The sequence below is a fragment of the Parasphingopyxis lamellibrachiae genome, from assembly GCF_003385775.1.
In the GTDB taxonomy this organism is placed as follows: Bacteria; Pseudomonadota; Alphaproteobacteria; order Sphingomonadales; family Sphingomonadaceae; genus Parasphingopyxis; species Parasphingopyxis lamellibrachiae.
This window is the reverse complement of sequence record NZ_QRDP01000004.1, coordinates 729,431-747,855: the sequence shown is the minus strand read 5'-3', so window position 1 is coordinate 747,855 and position 18,425 is coordinate 729,431. Positions and strand designations below refer to the sequence as shown.

General features: G+C 60.5%; 16 protein-coding genes and 2 tRNA genes. 15 read left to right on the top strand and 3 right to left on the bottom strand.

What is annotated here, in order from left to right:
- Positions 1–4: 4 nt before the first annotated feature.
- A complete protein-coding gene (locus DFR46_RS03790; protein WP_116235239.1) occupies positions 5–1,885 on the bottom strand; it encodes an ABC-F family ATP-binding cassette domain-containing protein in 1,881 nt (626 codons plus the stop codon).
- A 116-nt stretch (positions 1,886–2,001) separates the two neighbouring features.
- On the opposite strand from DFR46_RS03790, the gene DFR46_RS03785 reads away from it, so the two are divergent.
- The 3 genes from DFR46_RS03785 (at position 2,002) to DFR46_RS03775 (ending at position 5,406) form a co-directional block, all read left to right on the top strand.
- Positions 2,002–3,750, top strand: coding sequence for a DEAD/DEAH box helicase (locus DFR46_RS03785; RefSeq protein ID WP_116235238.1), 1,749 nt, complete (start codon positions 2,002–2,004; stop codon positions 3,748–3,750).
- A gap of 192 nt (positions 3,751–3,942) precedes the next feature.
- Entirely contained in the window at positions 3,943–4,728 is a 786-nt protein-coding gene (locus DFR46_RS03780) for a DUF1295 domain-containing protein (RefSeq protein ID WP_116235237.1), read from the top strand.
- Positions 4,729–4,737: 9 nt separating this feature from the next.
- On the top strand, positions 4,738–5,406 hold the full coding sequence (locus DFR46_RS03775; protein ID WP_116235236.1) for a spermidine synthase: 669 nt from the start codon (positions 4,738–4,740) through the stop codon (positions 5,404–5,406).
- 32 nt (positions 5,407–5,438) lie between these two features.
- On the opposite strand, the gene DFR46_RS03770 is transcribed toward DFR46_RS03775, so the two are convergent.
- Positions 5,439–5,512 (bottom strand) — tRNA-Cys (locus DFR46_RS03770).
- 199 nt (positions 5,513–5,711) lie between these two features.
- Between DFR46_RS03770 and DFR46_RS03765 the strand changes: the two genes are divergently transcribed.
- From DFR46_RS03765 to DFR46_RS03720, 10 genes are all read left to right on the top strand, one after another.
- Positions 5,712–6,362, top strand: coding sequence for a protein-L-isoaspartate O-methyltransferase family protein (locus tag DFR46_RS03765; RefSeq protein ID WP_116235235.1), 651 nt, complete (start codon positions 5,712–5,714; stop codon positions 6,360–6,362).
- Between the two features lie 10 nt (positions 6,363–6,372).
- Entirely contained in the window at positions 6,373–7,821 is a 1,449-nt protein-coding gene (locus DFR46_RS03760) for a TolC family outer membrane protein (protein WP_245953656.1), read from the top strand.
- A 14-nt stretch (positions 7,822–7,835) separates the two neighbouring features.
- Complete coding sequence (locus tag DFR46_RS03755) at positions 7,836–8,306, top strand: DUF2497 domain-containing protein (protein ID WP_116235233.1); 471 nt, start codon at positions 7,836–7,838, stop codon at positions 8,304–8,306.
- A 41-nt stretch (positions 8,307–8,347) separates the two neighbouring features.
- Positions 8,348–10,417, top strand: a complete 2,070-nt coding sequence (locus tag DFR46_RS03750) for a S9 family peptidase (protein ID WP_116235232.1) — start codon at positions 8,348–8,350, stop codon at positions 10,415–10,417.
- 67 nt (positions 10,418–10,484) lie between these two features.
- The gene (locus tag DFR46_RS03745) at positions 10,485–10,868 is read left to right on the top strand and encodes a response regulator (RefSeq protein WP_162843386.1); all 384 of its coding nucleotides are present in this window, start codon (positions 10,485–10,487) and stop codon (positions 10,866–10,868) included.
- Positions 10,869–11,095: 227 nt separating this feature from the next.
- The gene (locus DFR46_RS03740) at positions 11,096–11,518 is read left to right on the top strand and encodes a response regulator (RefSeq protein WP_116235230.1); all 423 of its coding nucleotides are present in this window, start codon (positions 11,096–11,098) and stop codon (positions 11,516–11,518) included.
- A gap of 66 nt (positions 11,519–11,584) precedes the next feature.
- On the top strand, positions 11,585–14,221 hold the full coding sequence (locus tag DFR46_RS03735; RefSeq protein ID WP_116235229.1) for a valine--tRNA ligase: 2,637 nt from the start codon (positions 11,585–11,587) through the stop codon (positions 14,219–14,221).
- A gap of 71 nt (positions 14,222–14,292) precedes the next feature.
- On the top strand, positions 14,293–15,291 hold the full coding sequence (gene hemB, locus DFR46_RS03730) for a porphobilinogen synthase (protein ID WP_116235228.1): 999 nt from the start codon (positions 14,293–14,295) through the stop codon (positions 15,289–15,291).
- Between the two features lie 4 nt (positions 15,292–15,295).
- A complete protein-coding gene (locus tag DFR46_RS03725; protein ID WP_116235227.1) occupies positions 15,296–15,886 on the top strand; it encodes a GNAT family N-acetyltransferase in 591 nt (196 codons plus the stop codon).
- Entirely contained in the window at positions 15,883–16,434 is a 552-nt protein-coding gene (locus tag DFR46_RS03720; RefSeq protein WP_116235226.1) for a gamma carbonic anhydrase family protein, read from the top strand. The genes DFR46_RS03725 and DFR46_RS03720 overlap by 4 nt, the downstream gene beginning before the upstream one ends.
- Here the strand turns inward: DFR46_RS03720 and DFR46_RS03715 are convergent.
- The gene (locus DFR46_RS03715; RefSeq protein ID WP_116235225.1) at positions 16,421–16,924 is read right to left on the bottom strand and encodes a hypothetical protein; all 504 of its coding nucleotides are present in this window, start codon (positions 16,922–16,924) and stop codon (positions 16,421–16,423) included. The genes DFR46_RS03720 and DFR46_RS03715 overlap by 14 nt on opposite strands.
- 81 nt (positions 16,925–17,005) lie before the next feature.
- Between DFR46_RS03715 and DFR46_RS03710 the strand changes: the two genes are divergently transcribed.
- A tRNA-Arg gene (locus DFR46_RS03710) sits at positions 17,006–17,082 on the top strand.
- Positions 17,083–17,125: 43 nt separating this feature from the next.
- Positions 17,126–18,079: an MBL fold metallo-hydrolase gene (locus tag DFR46_RS03705; RefSeq protein ID WP_162843385.1), complete on the top strand. Its 954-nt coding sequence runs from the start codon at positions 17,126–17,128 to the stop codon at positions 18,077–18,079.
- Positions 18,080–18,425 lie beyond the last annotated feature (346 nt).

Sequence of the window (18,425 nt, the reverse complement as noted above, 5' to 3'; positions counted from 1 at the left end):
CCCACTAGCTTGCCGTTGCCGCTTCCAGCGTTTCCTGCGCCGCTGCCCATGCGTCTTCCTGTTCGACAATCTTCTCGTCCAGCGCTGCGCGCTTCACCATGAGTTCGGTCATCGTCAGTTTTGCAAGATCGCCCTTTGCTTCGTCAGGAGCGAACATCGCATGGTCGATGGCCGAACGCTCCTTTTCGAGTTTCGCGATCAGCGTTTCAGCGTCTTTGGCTGTCTTTCGGAGATCCTGCGTTTTCTTGCGGGCTTCGGCGGCTTCCTTGCGCGCCTGTTTGGCGTTTTTCCGCGCGCCGGATTTCGCCTCGGGAGCCGGTTCGTTCTTGCGAAGAACGAAATCGGTATAATCGTCGATCGAGCCGTCATATTCCGTGGCGGTACCATCGTCGATAAGAACGAGCCGATCGGCCGTCAGCTCCAGCATGTGTCGGTCATGGCTGACGATGACGACGGCGCCGGAATAGTCGTTGAGCGCTTGCACCAGCGCCTCGCGGGCGTCGACGTCCAGATGGTTTGTTGGCTCATCGAGGATCAGCAGGTGAGGGGCGTCTCGCGTGATCAGTGCCAATGCCAGCCGCGCGCGCTCGCCGCCCGATAGCTTGCGCACTTCCATGATCGCCTTATCGCCCGAAAAGCCGAACCGGCCGAGCTGGGCTCGCACAGCCCCGGGCTTCGCATCTGGCATAACTCGCGTCATATGATCGAGCGGAGTGTCGGCACCGTCGAGTTCTTCGACCTGATACTGGGTGAAATAGCCGACGCGGGTCTTGCCCGAAACGGCGATCTCGCCATCCATCGGATCGAGTTGTCCGGCAATCAGGCGCGCCAGCGTCGTCTTGCCATTGCCGTTCCGTCCGAGAAACGCGACCCGGTCTTCCGGATCGATCCGCAGGGAAAGGTGCGAGAGGATCGGCTTGCCTTCCTCGTAACCGACCGATGCATCCTCAAGCAGGATCATCGGCGGTTTCATCTCGCCGGGACTGGGAAAACCGAACACCAGTGTCGGATCCTCAACGGCGGCTTCGACCGGGGCCATACGAGCGAGCGCCTTCATCCGGCTCTGTGCCTGTTTTGCGGCATGCGCCTTGGCGCGCCAGCGATCGACAAAGGCCTGTAGCTTGTCCCGTTCCGCCTGTTGCTTGGCGCGAATGCCGGCGGCTTGAGCTGCCTGTTCGGCGCTTTGCCGCTCGAACGCATCATAGCTGCCCGGGTAGAGCCTGGTCTTACCACCCTGGAGATGCAGGATATGGTCGACGACTTTGTTAAGGAGATCGCGTTCATGGCTGATGACAAGCATCGTGCCGCGATAGTCGCGCAGGAAATTCTCCAGCCAGAGCGTTGCCTCGAGATCGAGATGGTTCGACGGCTCGTCGAGCATTAGCATATCGGGCTCGACAAAAAGCAGCGCGGCGAGGGCGACGCGCATCCGCCATCCACCTGAAAAACTCTCCAGCGGCTGCGCCTGCATTTCTTCATCGAAGCCGAGGCCGCTGAGGATCCGGGCTGCGCGCGCAGGCTCGGCATGGGCGTCCATCGCGTTCAGCCGCTCATGGATATCGCTGATCCTTTGCGGATCGGTCGCTGCTTCGGCTTCAGCGAGAAGGGCCTCACGCTCTTCATTGGCGGCGAGTACGGTTTCCAGCGGAGATTGCCGACCGGCAGGAGCTTCCTGCGCCAGATAGCCGATCCGCGTGTCTTTCGGCATGTCGATCGAGCCGTCGTCATGCTCAAGCTGGCCGGTCAGCGCGCGCATCAGCGTCGATTTGCCGGCGCCGTTGCGTCCGATCAGCCCTATCTTCGCGCCGGGCGGCAGCGCAGCGGTCGCGCTGTCGAGAATCACGGTACCGCCAAGGCGCACTTTGATGTTGCTGAAATTGATCATCGCGGCGCCGCCTATACGGAAAATCGGCGCCTGGCCACATCGCTTTCACGCAAATCCCGAACCTGCTTCATGCAAATAAAGCTTGCTCCCGGCGGCCAACAGGCCAAGGGGGCGCCATGCCCTTTTCAAAATTGCCCCCTTTGCTCGCCGAAGCCTTGGCTGCGCGCGACTATGTCACACCCACGCCGGTTCAGGCCGCCGTCCTCGAATCCGAAGCGGAAGGGCGCGATCTGATCGTTTCCGCGCAGACCGGCTCGGGCAAGACTGTCGCTTTCGGCCTCGCTATGGCACCGCTGCTGCTCGGTGAGGATGGCAGGGCCGCGCAAACGCGTCTGCCGCTGGCGCTAGCGATTGCGCCGACCCGCGAACTGGCCCTGCAGGTCAGCCGGGAGCTGATGTGGCTTTATGGCAAGGCCGGTGCGCGGATTGCGACCTGTGTCGGCGGCATGGACCCGTCCAAGGAACGTCGTGCGCTCAACCAAGGCGCGCATATCGTCGTGGGAACGCCGGGCCGGCTGCGCGATCATCTGGAACGCGGTGCGCTCAACCTTTCCGGGCTGTGCGCGGTTGTCCTCGATGAGGCCGATGAAATGCTCGATATGGGCTTTCGTGAGGACCTTGAGGAAATCCTCGATGCAACGCCGCCCGAGCGCCGCACCTTGCTCTTCTCTGCAACGATTCCCAAGCCGATCATCAATCTCGCCAAACGCTATCAGCGTGATGCCTTGCGCATCTCCACGGTCGGCGAAGATCGGGGCCATGGCGATATCAGCTATCAGGCGATGGTCGTTGCCCCGGCCGATATCGAAAATGCCGCCGTTAACCTGCTGCGTTTTCATGAAGCGGAATCGGCAATGCTGTTCTGCGGCACACGGGACAGCGTCCGGCACCTGCATTCCAGCCTGATCGAGCGCGGCTTCTCTGCCGTCGCCTTGTCTGGTGAACACAGCCAGAGCGAGCGCAATCAGGCGATGCAGGCCTTGCGGGACAAGCGCGCCCGGGTCTGTGTGGCAACCGATGTGGCCGCACGCGGACTCGATCTGCCGACACTCAGCCTCGTCATTCATGTCGAAACGCCGCGCGATGCGCAGACGCTCCAGCATCGCTCCGGTCGCACGGGCCGGGCAGGCAAGAAGGGGACAGCCGTCCTGATCGTGCCCTATCAACGGCGCAAGCGCGTTGAATCGATGCTGCGCGGGGCGAAGATCCCTGTCGACTGGATCGATCCGCCAACCCCCGAAACCATTCGCGCCAACGATCGCGAAAGGCTGGTGACGCAATTGCTGGAACCGGTGAACGGCGATGACGAGGATCGGGCGCTTGCCGAGCGGCTTCTGGCCGAGCGCAGCCCCGAAGATATTGCCATAGCTCTGGTTCAGGCACACCGGTCGAAAATGCCGGTTGCAGAAGAGATGCTGGGCAAGTCCAAAAATCCGGACTCGCGCCGTGACACCCCGCGTCCGGGATTCGAGAATACCGTCTGGTTCCGGATGAGCGTGGGGCGAAAACACAATGCCGAACCCCGCTGGCTGCTCCCGCTGCTCTGCCGCCGAGGCCATGTAACCAAGGATGAAGTCGGCGCGATCCGAATCCTGCCCGGGGAAACCTTTTTCGAGATCAAGCAGGAATCGGCAGAGAAGTTCGCCGCAGCGCTGAAGCGCACCGTAGCAAAGGAAGAGGGTGAGCACGGCGAAGAAGATAATATCGCGATCATTCCCTCCGCCGGCCCTCCGCCCGATCGCGGAAACAGGCGGAATCATCGCAGCGGCGGGCCGAAAACCGGGCATCACAAACCCAAGTCGTATAAAGGCAAGAACAAGCGCAAAGGAAAGAATAAGGGCAAGCCGAAACACAATCGGCCATAGCCCGCCTTTTAAACCTGTCCGCTGCCGACGTTGAAGCTGGCGGCCGCCTTGCGGAAGTGCAATCCTACACCTCGTTCGTCTTGATCTTCAAACGCGCGTTCCCGTTCCAGGGCCGGTGAACATCGCACTGGCCAAGCACGGATCGAAACAGCATATCATCGCGACTGGACTGGAGCTGGGGACGCAATAATCATGGATTCCATAGTATCGCTATTCGCGGTCAATGCCGCCGTCATATTCACTGTGTTGATACTGCTCTGGCTGATCAGCATCGCGATCAAGGATGTTAGCTTCATCGACAGTTTCTGGGGCTTCAGTTTCGTCATTATCGCCGGCGTTACCTATTGCATGACCGAAGGCGGTTCGGACGAACGGCGGCTGCTGATCCTGGTGTTGACCGCTATCTGGGGGACGCGGCTTGCGGCCTATCTCTTCTGGCGTTGGAGAAAAGAGGGCCCGGATGGCAGGTATCTAGCCATGCTCGGTAAGGCTGAACCCTATCCGCACCGGTTCAGTTTGCGCATGGTGTTCCTGCTGCAAGGCGCTTTGTTGCTGATCGTATCTCTGCCGATTCAGCTCGGCTCGATCCCCTCGGAACCGGCATCGATTGGCGTGGTTGGGTGGATCGGTGCGGGACTCGCGATCATCGGCATCCTGTTCGAGACGATAGGCGACTGGCAACTTGCGCGCTTCAAGGCACAGGGAGCCGGCGGTGTTATGGACAAAGGTCTGTGGCGCTACACCCGCCATCCCAACTATTTCGGCGACACCTGTGTCTGGTGGGGGCTTTTCCTCATTGCAGCCGAGACGACGCTCGGGCTGGCCAGTTTCATCGGCCCGGCGGTGATGACCTATCTGCTCGTCAAATGGAGCGGTGCGGCCTTGCTTGAACGTCGCCTCAAACGCTCCAAGCCCGAATATGAGGATTATGTCCGCCGCACGAGCAGCTTCTTTCCACTGCCGCCCAAGCGCGACTGACGCCAGCCCATGCTGACCCGTACCCTTATCGACACTGCCGAAATCCCGGGTGGCGGGGTATTGCGGTTAATGCAGCGAGGCGATGAATTCTCGATCATGCTCGGCGCGAACGAGTTAATGAACAGCCGTCTCAGCGGATCCGAAGAGGCGCTTGCAACAATGAGCTTAGACCGCCTGTCAGGTGTTTCTGAGCCACATCTGCTGATCGGCGGGCTCGGAATGGGATTTACGCTCCGGGCCGCTCTGGCGAGCCTTGGGCCGGATGCGCAGGTGACAGTCGCCGAACTCGTTCCAGAGGTGGTAGATTGGGCACGAGGCCCGATGGGGGAGATTTCGGGCGGTTCGCTCGATGATTTCCGCGTCGATATCCGTATCGCCGATGTTGGCGATATGATTCGGGCCAATCGCGGCGCCTATCATGCGATCCTGCTCGACGTGGACAATGGCCCGGATGGTCTGACCCATGAATGCAATGAGGGCCTTTACGACCGGAAAGGGTTGCAGGCCGCCAAGGCTGCGCTGCGCCCCGGCGGCCTGTTGTCTATCTGGTCGGCAGCACCGCATCCGCGCTTTGCGAAACGGCTGCGCGATACCGGGTTCATTGTAGAGGAAGTGCGTGTCAGGGCCCGTGGCGGCGGGCGCGGCGCCCATCACATTATCTGGTTTGCCAAGGCCTGACAGGGCTCGGAACCGTCGTTCCGTAGAAAAGGTGGAGGCCCGAGCCGGAATCGAACCGGCGTACACGGATTTGCAATCCGCTGCGTCACCACTCCGCCATCGGGCCCCGGGGAGACAATCGAGACGCGCGCAAATGGGCAAGCTGCGGCAATCTGTCAAGCACAACGGCAGTTTCGTCGAAAGCTTGTAACAGGATGGTTGGCCTTAATAGCCATTGGCTATAGAAGGCAGCGTTGACGCAGCTGTATTGCACATATAAGACAGCAGCGGACAGGTTAAAGGCAATCAGCAAGGTCACACCGATTATGAGTCACGATTTCGAAGCGATGCGATTGGCGATGGTGGAAAGCCAGCTGCGCACGACGGCGGTTGACGATCCCCTTGTCGTACGGGCGATGGCGGCGGTCGCGCGCGAGCGCTTCGTGCCGGAAGACAAGGCGACACTTGCCTATGCCGATATGCTTGTGCCGATCGGGAATGGCAGGCGGATGAACCTGCCGATGGCGACCGGACGGTTGCTGACAGAGCTTGCCCTGACTCCGGAAGACCATGTGCTCGTGATCGGTTCGGGTGGCGGCTATACGGCAGCGCTGTGTGCAGAGCTCGCCAAATCAGTGGTCGCGCTTGAAGAAGAAACCGCGCTCGCTGCGCTCGGTGCCGAAGCTCTGGCCGCCTATACCAATGTCGAACAGGTGCAGGGCGCGCTGGCCGATGGCTGGCTTGAGGGTGGGCCCTATGACGCCATTCTGCTCGACGGAGCGATCGAGCATCTGCCCGAAGCGATAATCGACCAGCTCGCGGACGACGGCCGGCTTGTGGCCGGTCTGATCGAAGATGGCATCACCCGGCTCGTCTATGGGCGCAAGCATGGCAGCGCGTTCGGAACCGCAGCCTTTACCGATGCACAATCGGCTTCACTTCCGGGTTTCGAACGCCCGGCAGAATTTGTTTTTTAGGAAAATGACCATGGCGGCCAAAGCGAACATCCTTTTTATCGGCGCAGCTTCGGCCGCCTTCATGCTGTCTGCGCCGGCATCGGCCGAAACCCTGCGTGACGCATTGATGCAAGCCTATCAGACCAACCCGACCCTCAATGCCGCCAGGGCAGGGCAGCGGGCCAATGACGAGAATGTCCCGCTAACCCTGGCCGACGGTCGACCTTCGGTCAGCGTGTCGGGTTTTTACAATGAGAATGTCCGCACTTCGGCGAACAGCTTTACCGCGCCGAGCCGGATCACCGGCGCCCAGGCCGATGCGACATTACCGATCTATCAGGGCGGCGCGGTGAGGAATCGAATCCAGGCGGCGCGCCAGCGGGTAGAAGCCGGGCAGGCCGATCTGCGCTCGACCGAGGCCAATCTGTTTGCCCAGGTCGTTGGCGCCTATCTCGATGTGATCAGCAACCGGAATATCGTCGAACTCAATGCGAACCAGGTGCGCGTGCTCGACACCAATCTGCAGGCAACCAGCGACCGTTTCGAGATCGGCGATCTTACGCGCACGGACGTCGCCCAGGCCGAAGCGCGGCTGTCGACTGCGCGCGGCAATCTGGAAACGGCGCAAGCGGAACTGGCGGCCGCCGAAGAAAATTATCTGCGGCTCGTCGGTGAATGGCCGGAAAACTTGGACCCGCCGCCGCCTTTGCCTGCGTTGCCGAATTCGCCGAATGCGGCCGAAGACATCGCCATCGTACACAATCCCGATCTGATTTCGGCCCAGCGCAATGCTGAAGCGGCACGGCGCGACATAGCAGCGGCGCGCGGCGCGCGGCTGCCCCAGCTCGAAGCCTTTGCGCGCGGCAATTACAACAACTATTTGAACACGCTGGGTGGACCGATCGGCAACCAGTTCGTTCAGGAAGAAACCACCGCAACAGTGGGGCTGCGGGCGACCCTGCCCATCTATCAGGGCGGCCGGCCTGCGGCGCGGGTGCGCCAGACACAGGCGCAGCGCGTTCAGGCGATGGAAACCGTGATCGCTACCGAGCGCGCGGTGGTTGCCGATGTTCGCGCCGCCTTTTCCCGTTATCGGGCGTCTTTACAGGTGATCGAGGCGACCGAAACGGCAGTCGAGGCCAATGAGCTGGCGCTTGAAGGTGTCCGGGCCGAAAATTCAGTCGGTTTGAGGACGATATTGGACATTCTTAATGCCGAACAGGAACTGTTGAACAGCCAGGTCGATCTCGTGACGGCGCGGCGCAACGCCTATGTGGCCGGCTTCAACCTGCTGGCGGCGATGGGCAAGGCTGAGGCGCAGGACCTCGGGCTGGACGGTGGCGCGTTTTACGATCCGGCGGTCAATTACCGCCGCGTCGACAATCAGTGGTTCGACTGGAACGACGATCCGCGCCCTGTGACTCAATCGACACGCACCGTCGATAATGCCGAACGAGTGGTGACAACCCCGGAAAATTGAGGCATGTCGCGCTGATGGGCGACGTTAACCATGAACCGACGATGGAAGAGATACTGGCTTCCATCAAAAAGATCATCGCGGAAGATGGCGAGACAGCCGTTTCCGAGCACGATGCACGCTCCCGGAGACGGCAGGCGGAACCCGCCGACCCCGAGCAGCGTTCCGTGCACGCCGCCGCCGATATCCTCGAACTGACAGACCAGTGCGAACCGGAACCCGAACCGTGCGGTGACAGCGGGTGCGATGCAGAGCCGCTGGCCGCGGACGAAACGGTCAAGGCGAGCCAGGCTGCCCTGGCGGCTCTTTCAGCTATTGCCAATCCGGTGAACGATGCAGGCGGCGGCGATGACGCCCATCCGCTTGAGGGCCTGGTCCGCGAAATGCTGCGCCCGTTGCTCAAGGACTGGATCGACGAAAATCTTCCCGGCCTGGTTGAAGAAATGGTCGCCCGCGAAATTGCCAGGATTGCTGCAAACCGGGGGTAAGTACGGTTGCGCAAGCCGGTGACTGCGCTATCACTTGGTCCATGAACCGATTCACCAGACTTGGTCTTCTGTCGGCCGCTTTGCTCATTTTCGCTCCGGCCAACGCGCGCAACTTTACGCCTGAAGATCTGGTGCAGCTGAACAGGCTTGGCGGCAGCACCGTCTCAGCGGACGGAGCAACGCTTCTCTTTTCCCTGAGCGAGACCGACCTGGACGCGAACGGACGGCATCGTGACCTGTGGGTACTGGATTTGCGCGAACCCGCCGCTGCCCCTGAACGCTGGCGGCCGTCGGCTGCATCGAATGAAAGCGCACCGGTTTTCTCAGCCGATGGAGCGACCGTCTATTTTCTGTCCGACCGCAGCGGTACCAGTCAGGTCTGGCGCGCGCCACTGGGAGAGGGCGATGCGCTCCAGGTGACCGATGTCGAGGCGGATGTCGCCGGTTTCAGTATTGCGCCCGGCGGCGAACGGATTGCACTCTGGTTCGATGAAGCGCGTGATTGCGGGCAAACAAGTTGCCCCGACGCGCCGGATGCTGACCATGCGGGAAGCGGCCGGATTTACGATGAAATATTCGTCCGTCACTGGGGCAGCTGGAACGACGACACCCAATCCCGTCTCGTAACTTTCACCCTGACGGAGGGCGTGGCGGCCGGGGAGGGCGTGGTTGTTTCCCGCCCGCTGAACGGCAATACGCCAAGCCGTCCCTTTGGCGGCGGCGAGGAAATTGCCTGGCATCCGTCCGGCGCATCGCTGTTCTTCGGGTTGCGCGAGGCGGGACCGACCGAGCCCATTTCCACCGATCTCGACATCTACCGTGTATCGGCGGACGGATCGAGCGCGCCCGAACTGCTAACGGCGGAGAATGATGCGCTCGATTCCCTGCCGACACCGTCGCCGGATGGACGGTACCTGGCCTATGTTGCAATGGCCCGGCCCGGCTATGAGTCGGATCGCACCGTGCTGCACCTGCGCGACCTGGTAACTGGGGAGACGCGCGCGCTGACGCAGAATTGGGACCGCAGCGTGCAGGGGATTGCCTGGGCCCCGGATGGCCAGTCCATCTGGATGGTGGCCAAGGAGGGGTTGGATACGGCGGTGTTCCGCTATGTGCTGGCCCGGGGCGCCATCGAACGGGTGTCGGGCGCGGGCAGCATAAGCTCGCTATCGCCGCAGTCGGACGGATCGCTAGTCGTTACCATGGCAAGCGCGCTTGCGCCCTCCGATCTGTATCGCCTGACGCCGGACGGTACGATGGATCAACTGACCAATGTAAATGGCGCACGACTTGCCGAAATTGAAATGCCGGTTCGCGAGGAGTTTTCGTTCCGGGGCGCCCAGGGAGATACAGTCCGGGGCCAGATATTCAGGCCGGCGGGACTGGCGGAGGGCGAACGGGTTCCTGTGGCCTTGTTTGTGCATGGCGGACCCCAGGGGTCATTCAGCAACAGCTGGTCCTATCGCTGGAATCCCGCGGCAATGGCGGCGCAGGGCTATGCTGCGGTGACGATCGATTTCCACGGCAGCACCGGATATGGGCAAGCCTTTACCGACAGCATCAACAATGACTGGGGAGGAAAGCCGCTGCGCGATCTCCAGCTGGGCCTGGAAGCCGTGCTCGCAGCGAATCCGTGGATGGACGGTGAGCGCGTATGCGCGCTGGGCGCCTCATATGGCGGCTATATGATGAACTGGATTGCCGGCAACTGGGCCGACCGGTTCGATTGTCTCGTCAATCACGCCGGAATTTTCGACCTCAGGCAATTCTATTATTCGACCGAAGAACTATGGTTTCCCGAACAGGATTTCGGCGGGCCCTACCATGAACGCGAAACGGCCTATGAACGCTGGAATCCGGTTCATCATGTCGAAAACTGGCAGACACCGATGCTGGTTGTCCACGGGGAACGGGATTTCAGAATTCCCTACAGCCAGAGCCTTGCGGCTTTTACAGCCCTTCAGAGGCAGGGAATAGCGTCGGAACTGCTTGTGTTTCCGGATGAGAACCACTGGGTTCTTGCGCCGCGCAACAGCTTGCAATGGCACCGGACGGTATATGACTGGGTGGCGCGATGGACGGCATCCGAAGGGCCTGAAGACGGGGAATAAGGTACGTGACAAAGGAACCAATTGGTTAACCCGTGGTTGATAGTATGAAGCTGACAATGAGGTGATTGTGACGGGTAACGAAACACAGGGCGGCAGCGAGACGATACTTCTGGTGGAGGATCAGGAGGAAGTCGCGCAGGTGGCTCAGGCCATGCTTGAGGAACTCGGTTATTCCGTCGTTTTCGCAAACAGCGCCCAGCGCGCGCTCGATATCCTTGGCGAAAACAAAGATATCGATCTTCTGCTGACCGATATCGTCATGCCCGGCCCGCTGAACGGGGCCGCACTTGCCGAACGGGTCAAGACGGAAATGGGCCTGAAAGCGGTTCTTGTGACGGGCTATGCGGACAAAGCGATCCCCTCCGATCAATTCGGTCGCTTTAACGTCATCCTGAAGCCCTTCGGCATGGATGAGCTAGGCGCGCGTATTCGGGCGGCTCTGGATGCATGATGGTGCAAGCGCTGCTTGGCAAAAAAATAGATGCTCTGGCGCTAACCGTTCGGAAACCATAAACGGCCGCATTGCGCTGCTTTTGATGCCTCGTAAAATACTGAAATATATAATTTTAATATAAGACGGAATTGCTGACTACCAGTTGGCGGCGCAAATACCGCCGACGACCTCCTGACGGCTGACGATTCGGCGGAACTTGTCGTCCCCTATTTCGTTTGGGGGATATGGCTTTTACGAAACTCCTCCAAAAACTGGCCGGCGTGGACCAGGCGAAGTCCCGCGCGATGCAAGTCACCGTGCTGCTGGTGGACGATCAGGCCGAAGTTGCCGAGGTGATGCAGGAGTTGTTGCAGGAATCCGGTTACACCGTGATCGCCACTTCGAATGCGACCTCCGCGCTCGATGTTCTCGCAACCAATCCCGAAATCGATATTGTCGTTTCCGATGTCGTGATGCCGGGTGAGCTCGGCGGTGCCGACATCGCCGAATTCGCAAAGGAGATGGCGGGCATTCCGACGATATTGGTCAGCGGATATCCACATCACCGGATAACCCAGGAAAGCCTGGGCAAATATGATGTCGTTTTGAAGCCGTTCCTGATCGAGGAACTGGACGAGCAGATCCAGAACACGCTCGCGAGGGCATAGCCTTCGCGCCTGAGCGATGAAATGCCTGTAGCGCGGTGCGACCTGCCTTGCTAACGGCTGATCGCTATGACCGAACTACCCAAACATTTCGATCCCGCGGCCATCGAGACGCGCTGGTATGGCCATTGGGAAGAGGAGGGATTGTTTCGCCCTGAGCGAGACGACTGCGAGCCCTTCACCATTGTGAACCCGCCACCCAATGTGACGGGCAGCCTCCATATCGGTCATGCGCTGGACAACACGTTGCAGGACATTCTGGTCCGCCATCAGCGGATGCTGGGCAAGGACGCGCTGTGGGTGGTCGGCACCGATCACGCCGGAATTGCGACGCAGATGGTCGTCGAGCGGCAGCTTAACGAACAGCAGCAGAAACGCACCGATTTCTCGCGCGAGGAATTCATCGAAAAGGTCTGGCAGTGGAAGGAAGAGAGCGGCGGTGAGATCACCGGCCAGCTCCGCCGCCTCGGTTGCTCGATGGACTGGAGCAATGAGCGCTTCACGATGGACGAAGGCTTTACCAAAGCCGTCACCAAGGTGTTCGTCGACCTTTACAATGACGGGCTCATTTATCGAGATAAACGCCTTGTAAACTGGGATCCCGGTCTCAAGACCGCGATTTCGGATCTTGAAGTCGAGAATAGCGAGACCAACGGCCATTTCTGGCATTTTTCCTACCCGTTGGAGGATGGCAGCGGCGCGATCAGCGTTGCGACGACGCGCCCCGAAACCATGCTTGCCGATATGGCCGTCGCCGTGCATCCGAGCGACGAGCGCTATGCCGATATGGTCGGCAAGAATGTCCGCTTGCCGATCACGGGTCGCCTCGTTCCGATCATAACCGACGACCATGCCGATCCCGAACTGGGCAGCGGCGCGGTGAAGATCACGCCGGGTCATGACTTCAACGATTTCGATGTCGGCAAGCGGGCCGGGTTCAAGCCGGCCGAGATGCTCAACATGCTCGATGCGGACGCTAAGGTCTGCCAGACCACGGACGGATTGATCCCGGACGAACTGATCGGCATGGACCGCTTCGATGCGCGTAAGAAAGTTGTCGAGCTGATCGATGCGGCGGGTCTGCTCGAACAGGTCGAGGATCGCGTGATCGTCACGCCCTATGGCGATCGCTCCAATGTCGTGATCGAGCCGTGGCTGACCGATCAATGGTATGTCGATGCCGAGAAACTGGCTGTCGAGCCGATGGCCAAGGTTCGGTCCGGCGAGATCGATATCGTGCCCAAGAGCTGGGAAAAGACCTTCTTCAACTGGATGGAGAATATCCAGCCCTGGTGCGTCTCGCGCCAACTGTGGTGGGGGCACCGGATTCCGGCCTGGTATGGCGATAATGGTGAAGTCTATGTCGCCGCCGACGAAGTCGAAGCGCAGGCCAAGGCGGGCGAGGGCGTTTCACTGACGCAGGACGAAGACGTTCTCGACACCTGGTTCTCGTCGGGCCTCTGGCCGTTCGCGACTTTGGGCTGGCCCGAAGAGACTGACGACCTGAAACGTCATTACCCCAACAATGTCCTGATCTCGGGCTTCGATATCCTGTTCTTCTGGGATGCGCGGATGATGATGCAGGGCTTGCATCTGATGGGCGAGGTGCCGTTTCACACGTTGTATCTGCACGGGTTGGTGCGCGCGGCGGACGGGCAGAAAATGTCCAAATCCAAGGGCAATACCGTCGATCCGCTCGGGTTGATCGATCAGTATGGCGCTGACGCGCTGCGCTTCTTCATGGCGGCGATGGAAAGCCAGGGCCGCGACATCAAGATGGATGAGAAGCGCGTCGAAGGCTATCGCAACTTTGCGACCAAACTCTGGAACGCCGCGCGCTTCTGCCAGTCCAACGGGATCGGTGCGAGCACAACGCTGGCCGCACCCAAGGCAACCCTGCCGGTCAACCGCTGGATCATCTCAGAGACGGTGACAACGCTGAACGCCCTCAACAAGGCACTCGACGATCTGCGCTTCGACGGTGCGGCGGATGCGGTCTACCATTTCGTCTGGGACAAATTCTGCGACTGGTATCTGGAGCTGATCAAGCCGGAGATGGACGGCGACGGGGCAGAAGAATGCCGGCAAGTTGCCGGATGGGTACTCGACCAGATTCTCGTCATGCTCCACCCGTTCATGCCGTTCATCACTGAAGAGTTGTGGCACGCGATGGGCGAACGCTCATACGACATAATTGTCGCCAAATGGCCCAACCCGCGCGCGGACGTCGATGCGGAAGCCGCTAGCGAGATTGGCTGGCTGATCAAGCTGATCGGCGATACCCGGACTGCGCGGGCCGAACTCAATATTCCGCCGGGCGCAAAGCTCACGGTTCATGTTCGAGACGCTTCGGATGGGACACTGGAACGGCTGGAGCGGCAATCGGCTGCGCTGGCGCGTGTCGGCCGTATCGAAAACGTCAGCACCGATGTCCCGCCCGAAGGCAGCGCAGCGCAGATCCCGGTCGATGAGGCGACTTATGTGTTGCCGCTGGAAGGCGTGATCGATCTCGATGCTGAAAAAGCGCGGCTTGCCAAGGCCCTCGAAGCTGCCGAAAAGGAAGTCGCATCGCTCGACAAACGGCTCTCCAATCCGCAATTTGTTGAGAAGGCGAAGCCGGAAGCAGTGGACAAGGCGCGTGCCGATCATGCGGAAAAGACGGCCGAGGCCGAACGGTTGCGGGCGGCGCTGGAGCGTTTGGGGTGATCTCCTTCTCCTATCAAGGGAGAAGGGTGTTGCCGCTAGCACCTCGTAATAATCCCCGCTAAACCCCTATCATGACGAACCCTGCCTATCCCGCTCTCCGCATGCGTCGCACGCGCGCCACGTCCTGGTCACGCGCCATGGTCGCCGAGAACCGCCTGCATCCCACCGATCTGATCTGGCCGCTGTTCGTGACAGACGCCGATGAGGAACAGCCGATCGCCACCATGCCCGGCGTATCGCGTTGGCCGGTCGCGCAGATTGCCGAACGTGCTGCCGAAGCGCGTGACGTCGGCATCCCCTGTATTGCCCTGTTCCCCAACACCCAGCCCGATCTGCGCTCGGACGATGGCACCGAGGCACTCAATCCGAACAATCTGATGTGCCGGGCAATCGGCGCGATCAAGGAGGCTTGCGGATCGGATATCGGCATCCTCACCGATGTCGCGCTCGATCCCTATACGGCGCACGGGCAGGACGGGCTGGTCTCCGGGGATGGCCAGGTGCTCAATGACGATACGGTCTCGGTCCTCGTCGAACAGGCGCTCAATCAGGCGCACGCGGGCGCGGATATCATTGCCCCCTCGGACATGATGGACGGACGCGTCGTTGCAATCCGCGCCGCGCTCGAGGGTGACGGCTACACCAATGTCCAGATCATGGCCTATGCCGCCAAATATGCGAGTGCCTTTTACGGGCCGTTCCGCGATGCCGTGGGCTCGGGCGGGCTGCTAAAAGGCGACAAGAAAACCTATCAGATGGACCCGGCGAACGGCGAAGAGGCTCTGCGCGAAGTGGCGCTTGATTTAGCAGAGGGCGCGGACAGCGTCATGGTGAAGCCGGGGCTTGCCTATCTAGACATCGTTACGAAGGTGAAAGCGCGGTTCGAAGTGCCGGTCTTCGCGTATCAGGTGTCCGGAGAATATGCGATGATCGAGGCGGCTGCGGCGGCCGGAGCCGGCGATCGCGACGCATTGATGCTGGAAACGCTGCTCGCTTTCAAACGGGCGGGAACGTCCGGCGTCCTGACCTATCATGCGCTCGACGCCGCACGGTTGATCGGCGACCTATAGCCGCATGTCCGCCATCATCGAAACAGATCGTCTGATCCTGCGCGACTGGCGCGACGCGGACCGCGAACCGATGTTTCGCCACTGCAATTCGCAACCCAATGTCATGCGCTTTCTCCTTGGTGTGCAGACACGCGTGAAGACCGACAAAATGATCGACAAGTTCATTCGCTGGCAGGGTGAATATGGTCACACATTCTGGGCCGTCGAACGGAAGGACGATGGCGAATTGCTCGGCTTCTGCGGGCTGAAGCGTATCAACGACGATGGAGTGCTGCCCGATCCCGGTACGATGGAGATCGGATGGCGCCTACGCGAAGATGCCTGGGGCAGGGGCTATGCGCGCGAAGCGGCGGCGGCGAGCATGAGCTACGCATTCGATACATTCGATCCCGATTTCGTGTCCGCCTTTACCGTCAAGGGCAATGCAGGCTCGTGGGGCCTGATGAAGCGGCTCGGCATGGTACGCCGCGAGGATCTCGATCATTGGTATGATGAATGGGGTCCAGACCTCGGCAACGGTATCGTCTATCGCATCACCCGCGAGGACTGGGCCGGCAAACACGGTGAATTTGAACAGAGGAAATCCCAAGCATGAAAGATGTCTCGATCATTCCGTTCAACGGCAAGACGCCGCAGATTCACGAGAGCGCCTTTGTCGCACCCGGCTGCCGCCTTATCGGCGATGTGCGGATCGGCGCGGGGTCGAGCATCTGGTATAATTGCGTGCTGCGCGCGGATGTGAACTATATCGAGATCGGGGAACGCTCGAACATCCAGGACGGCACTGTCGTCCATTGCGACGGCGATCACGGGCCCGAACATCCCGGTATCCCGACAATCATCGGCGACGATGTCCTGATCGGCCATATGGCGATGATCCATGGGACGAAACTGTACGACAAGAGCTTTGTCGGGCTGGGTGCGATCGTCATGGATGGTTGCGAGATTGAAAGCGGCGGGATGATCGCGGCGGGCGGTATGCTGACGCCGGGTAAGATCATCAAAGCGGGCGAGATGTGGGGCGGGCGACCGGCTAGGAAAATGCGCGACCTGACCGAGCAGCAGCAGGCGATCAACAATTTGGGAACGATGCATTACGCGCAACTCGCGCCTCTGCACGATGAAGCGGTCAGCGCGTCCTGAGCATCGCGTTCAGCGGATCGTATAGCGCGTTTTGTTCGTCATAGAGAGCGGCCACCCGCTCCCGCGCCGCAAGCAGCCTCTGCGTCTCTGACGGCGCACCGGTCAGGGCCTGTCCGGCCAGGATTCCGTCAAGCAGCCCCAGCGCCTCTACTGTCGACGAGCGCGCTGAATCGAGCGCTGAGAGAGCGAGCTGCGCCTCGATCCAGGATTCGCTCTCCAGGGATCTGCCAGCGGCCGCTGTGACGGCGTCCCGAGTGGCGGGGAAGTTCTCCGCAAAAGCGTTGTGACCGGCTTCCGCCTGCCGGACCAGTGTGTCGATCTCGGCGGCAAGCGCAGCATCGCTGCTCGATTCCACCGGCTCAATGGCGTGTACGGGCTCATCCAGTATGTTTTCGATCGGGCGTGGAGCAAGTGACGGGGCTTCGCCTTCCGGGCCGGCGCAGGCGAGCAGCAGAATCGGAAGCGGAAGGAGCGAAGCGCATATTCTCATGTTCCCGCTCTAGGCTGACACGCTTTTGCCCGCAACGGGGTTGCGCGCATGATCCAGTCCGACTACATGGCCCGTTCCCGCGCGCCCGTAGCTCAGCTGGATAGAGTACCTGACTACGAATCAGGGGGTCGGAGGTTCGAATCCTTCCGGGCGCGCCAATTTTCCGTTATGCCGGGATTTCCTGACAGACGGACCTCTCCCATGACATCACAATCCTGGACTTATGCCAAAGGCCTGCACGATCTTGGCCATGGCAGCTGGGCCTGGTTGCAGCCCGATGGCGGGTGGGGCTGGTCGAATGCGGGACTGATCGTCGATGGCGATCAGTCGCTGCTTGTCGATACGCTGTTCGATGCCCGGCTTACCGCCGCCATGCTCGATGCAATGAGCGACGCCACCGGATTGTCGGGCGACGATATCGGCACGGTCGTCAACACCCATGCCAATGGCGATCATACCCATGGCAACGGCCTGTGCCGCCATGCCGAGATCATCGCCAGCGAAGCCAGTGCGAAGGAAATGGCCGAGGTCGATGCCGCCATGCTGCACACGATGATGACGGCAGCGCCCAATCTGGGACCGTCGGGCAAATATCTGCTCGATATTTTCGGCAACTTCGATTTTGCCAATGTTGCCGAGCGGGCGCCGACCCGGACCTTTACCGGCGAACTGGGCCTGCGGATCGGCGACAAGCCGGTTTCGCTGATCGAAGTTGGGCCGGCGCATACGGCGGGCGATGTCCTGGTGCACCTCCCCGAGGATCGGATCGTCTATACCGGCGATATCCTGTTTATCGACGGCACGCCGATCATGTGGGCCGGTCCGGTCGGCAACTGGATTGCCGCATGCGACAAAATTCTGGCCATGGATGTCGAGGCGATCGTGCCCGGCCATGGGCCGATCACCGACAAGGCGGGAGTTCGCAAGGTCCAGACCTATCTGCGCTATATCGATCATGAGGCGCGCAAGCGGTTCGAGGCCGGATTGTCGGTGCGCGATGCAGCGCATGACATTGCGCTTGGCGACTATGCGAGCTGGATAGATTCCGAGCGGATCGCCGTCAATGTCGATACGCTATACCGTGAATATCGGGGCGATACGTCGCCGCCCAATATTGTCGCGCTGTTTTCGCTGATGGCGGAACTGAAGCGCTAAGACCTGGTACGCCAGCGGTCGACCAGCAGGCGCTGGCGATGTCGGGACCGTTTTTTGGGCGTGGCATCCAGTATCTTCGCGCCGCCGAGAAAGACCGCGCCTGTGCAGCATAGCGCAAGCAGTTCGCCGGCATATCCGGGGTACTGGACCAAATATAATTGGGCCCGGGCCGTTGCGCCGACCGCGAGCGCGTAAATGATCAGATACGCCTCGAAGCGATTTTTGATAACGAACAGCCGGCCTACGCGCTTCCACATAAGGAATTATTAAGCAATTGCCATGCCAATCCCGGAATTCCGGGATTTCGCTGTTGAAAATATGGTAAACTGTAAGTTAACCCGACACT

Coding starts and splice junctions, on each gene's coding strand:
- DFR46_RS03780 (WP_116235237.1), top strand. CDS start 3,943: ATGGATTCCATAGTATCGCTATTCGCGGTCAATGCCGCCGTCATATTC.
- DFR46_RS03735 (WP_116235229.1), top strand. CDS start 11,585: ATGACCGAACTACCCAAACATTTCGATCCCGCGGCCATCGAGACGCGC.
- DFR46_RS03725 (WP_116235227.1), top strand. CDS start 15,296: ATGTCCGCCATCATCGAAACAGATCGTCTGATCCTGCGCGACTGGCGC.
- DFR46_RS03765 (WP_116235235.1), top strand. CDS start 5,712: ATGAGTCACGATTTCGAAGCGATGCGATTGGCGATGGTGGAAAGCCAG.
- DFR46_RS03750 (WP_116235232.1), top strand. CDS start 8,348: ATGAACCGATTCACCAGACTTGGTCTTCTGTCGGCCGCTTTGCTCATT.
- hemB (WP_116235228.1), top strand. CDS start 14,293: ATGACGAACCCTGCCTATCCCGCTCTCCGCATGCGTCGCACGCGCGCC.
- DFR46_RS03790 (WP_116235239.1), bottom strand. CDS start 1,885: ATGATCAATTTCAGCAACATCAAAGTGCGCCTTGGCGGTACCGTGATT.
- DFR46_RS03775 (WP_116235236.1), top strand. CDS start 4,738: ATGCTGACCCGTACCCTTATCGACACTGCCGAAATCCCGGGTGGCGGG.
- DFR46_RS03760 (WP_245953656.1), top strand. CDS start 6,373: ATGGCGGCCAAAGCGAACATCCTTTTTATCGGCGCAGCTTCGGCCGCC.
- DFR46_RS03785 (WP_116235238.1), top strand. CDS start 2,002: ATGCCCTTTTCAAAATTGCCCCCTTTGCTCGCCGAAGCCTTGGCTGCG.
- DFR46_RS03740 (WP_116235230.1), top strand. CDS start 11,096: ATGGCTTTTACGAAACTCCTCCAAAAACTGGCCGGCGTGGACCAGGCG.
- DFR46_RS03720 (WP_116235226.1), top strand. CDS start 15,883: ATGAAAGATGTCTCGATCATTCCGTTCAACGGCAAGACGCCGCAGATT.
- DFR46_RS03715 (WP_116235225.1), bottom strand. CDS start 16,924: ATGAGAATATGCGCTTCGCTCCTTCCGCTTCCGATTCTGCTGCTCGCC.
- DFR46_RS03705 (WP_162843385.1), top strand. CDS start 17,126: ATGACATCACAATCCTGGACTTATGCCAAAGGCCTGCACGATCTTGGC.
- DFR46_RS03755 (WP_116235233.1), top strand. CDS start 7,836: ATGGGCGACGTTAACCATGAACCGACGATGGAAGAGATACTGGCTTCC.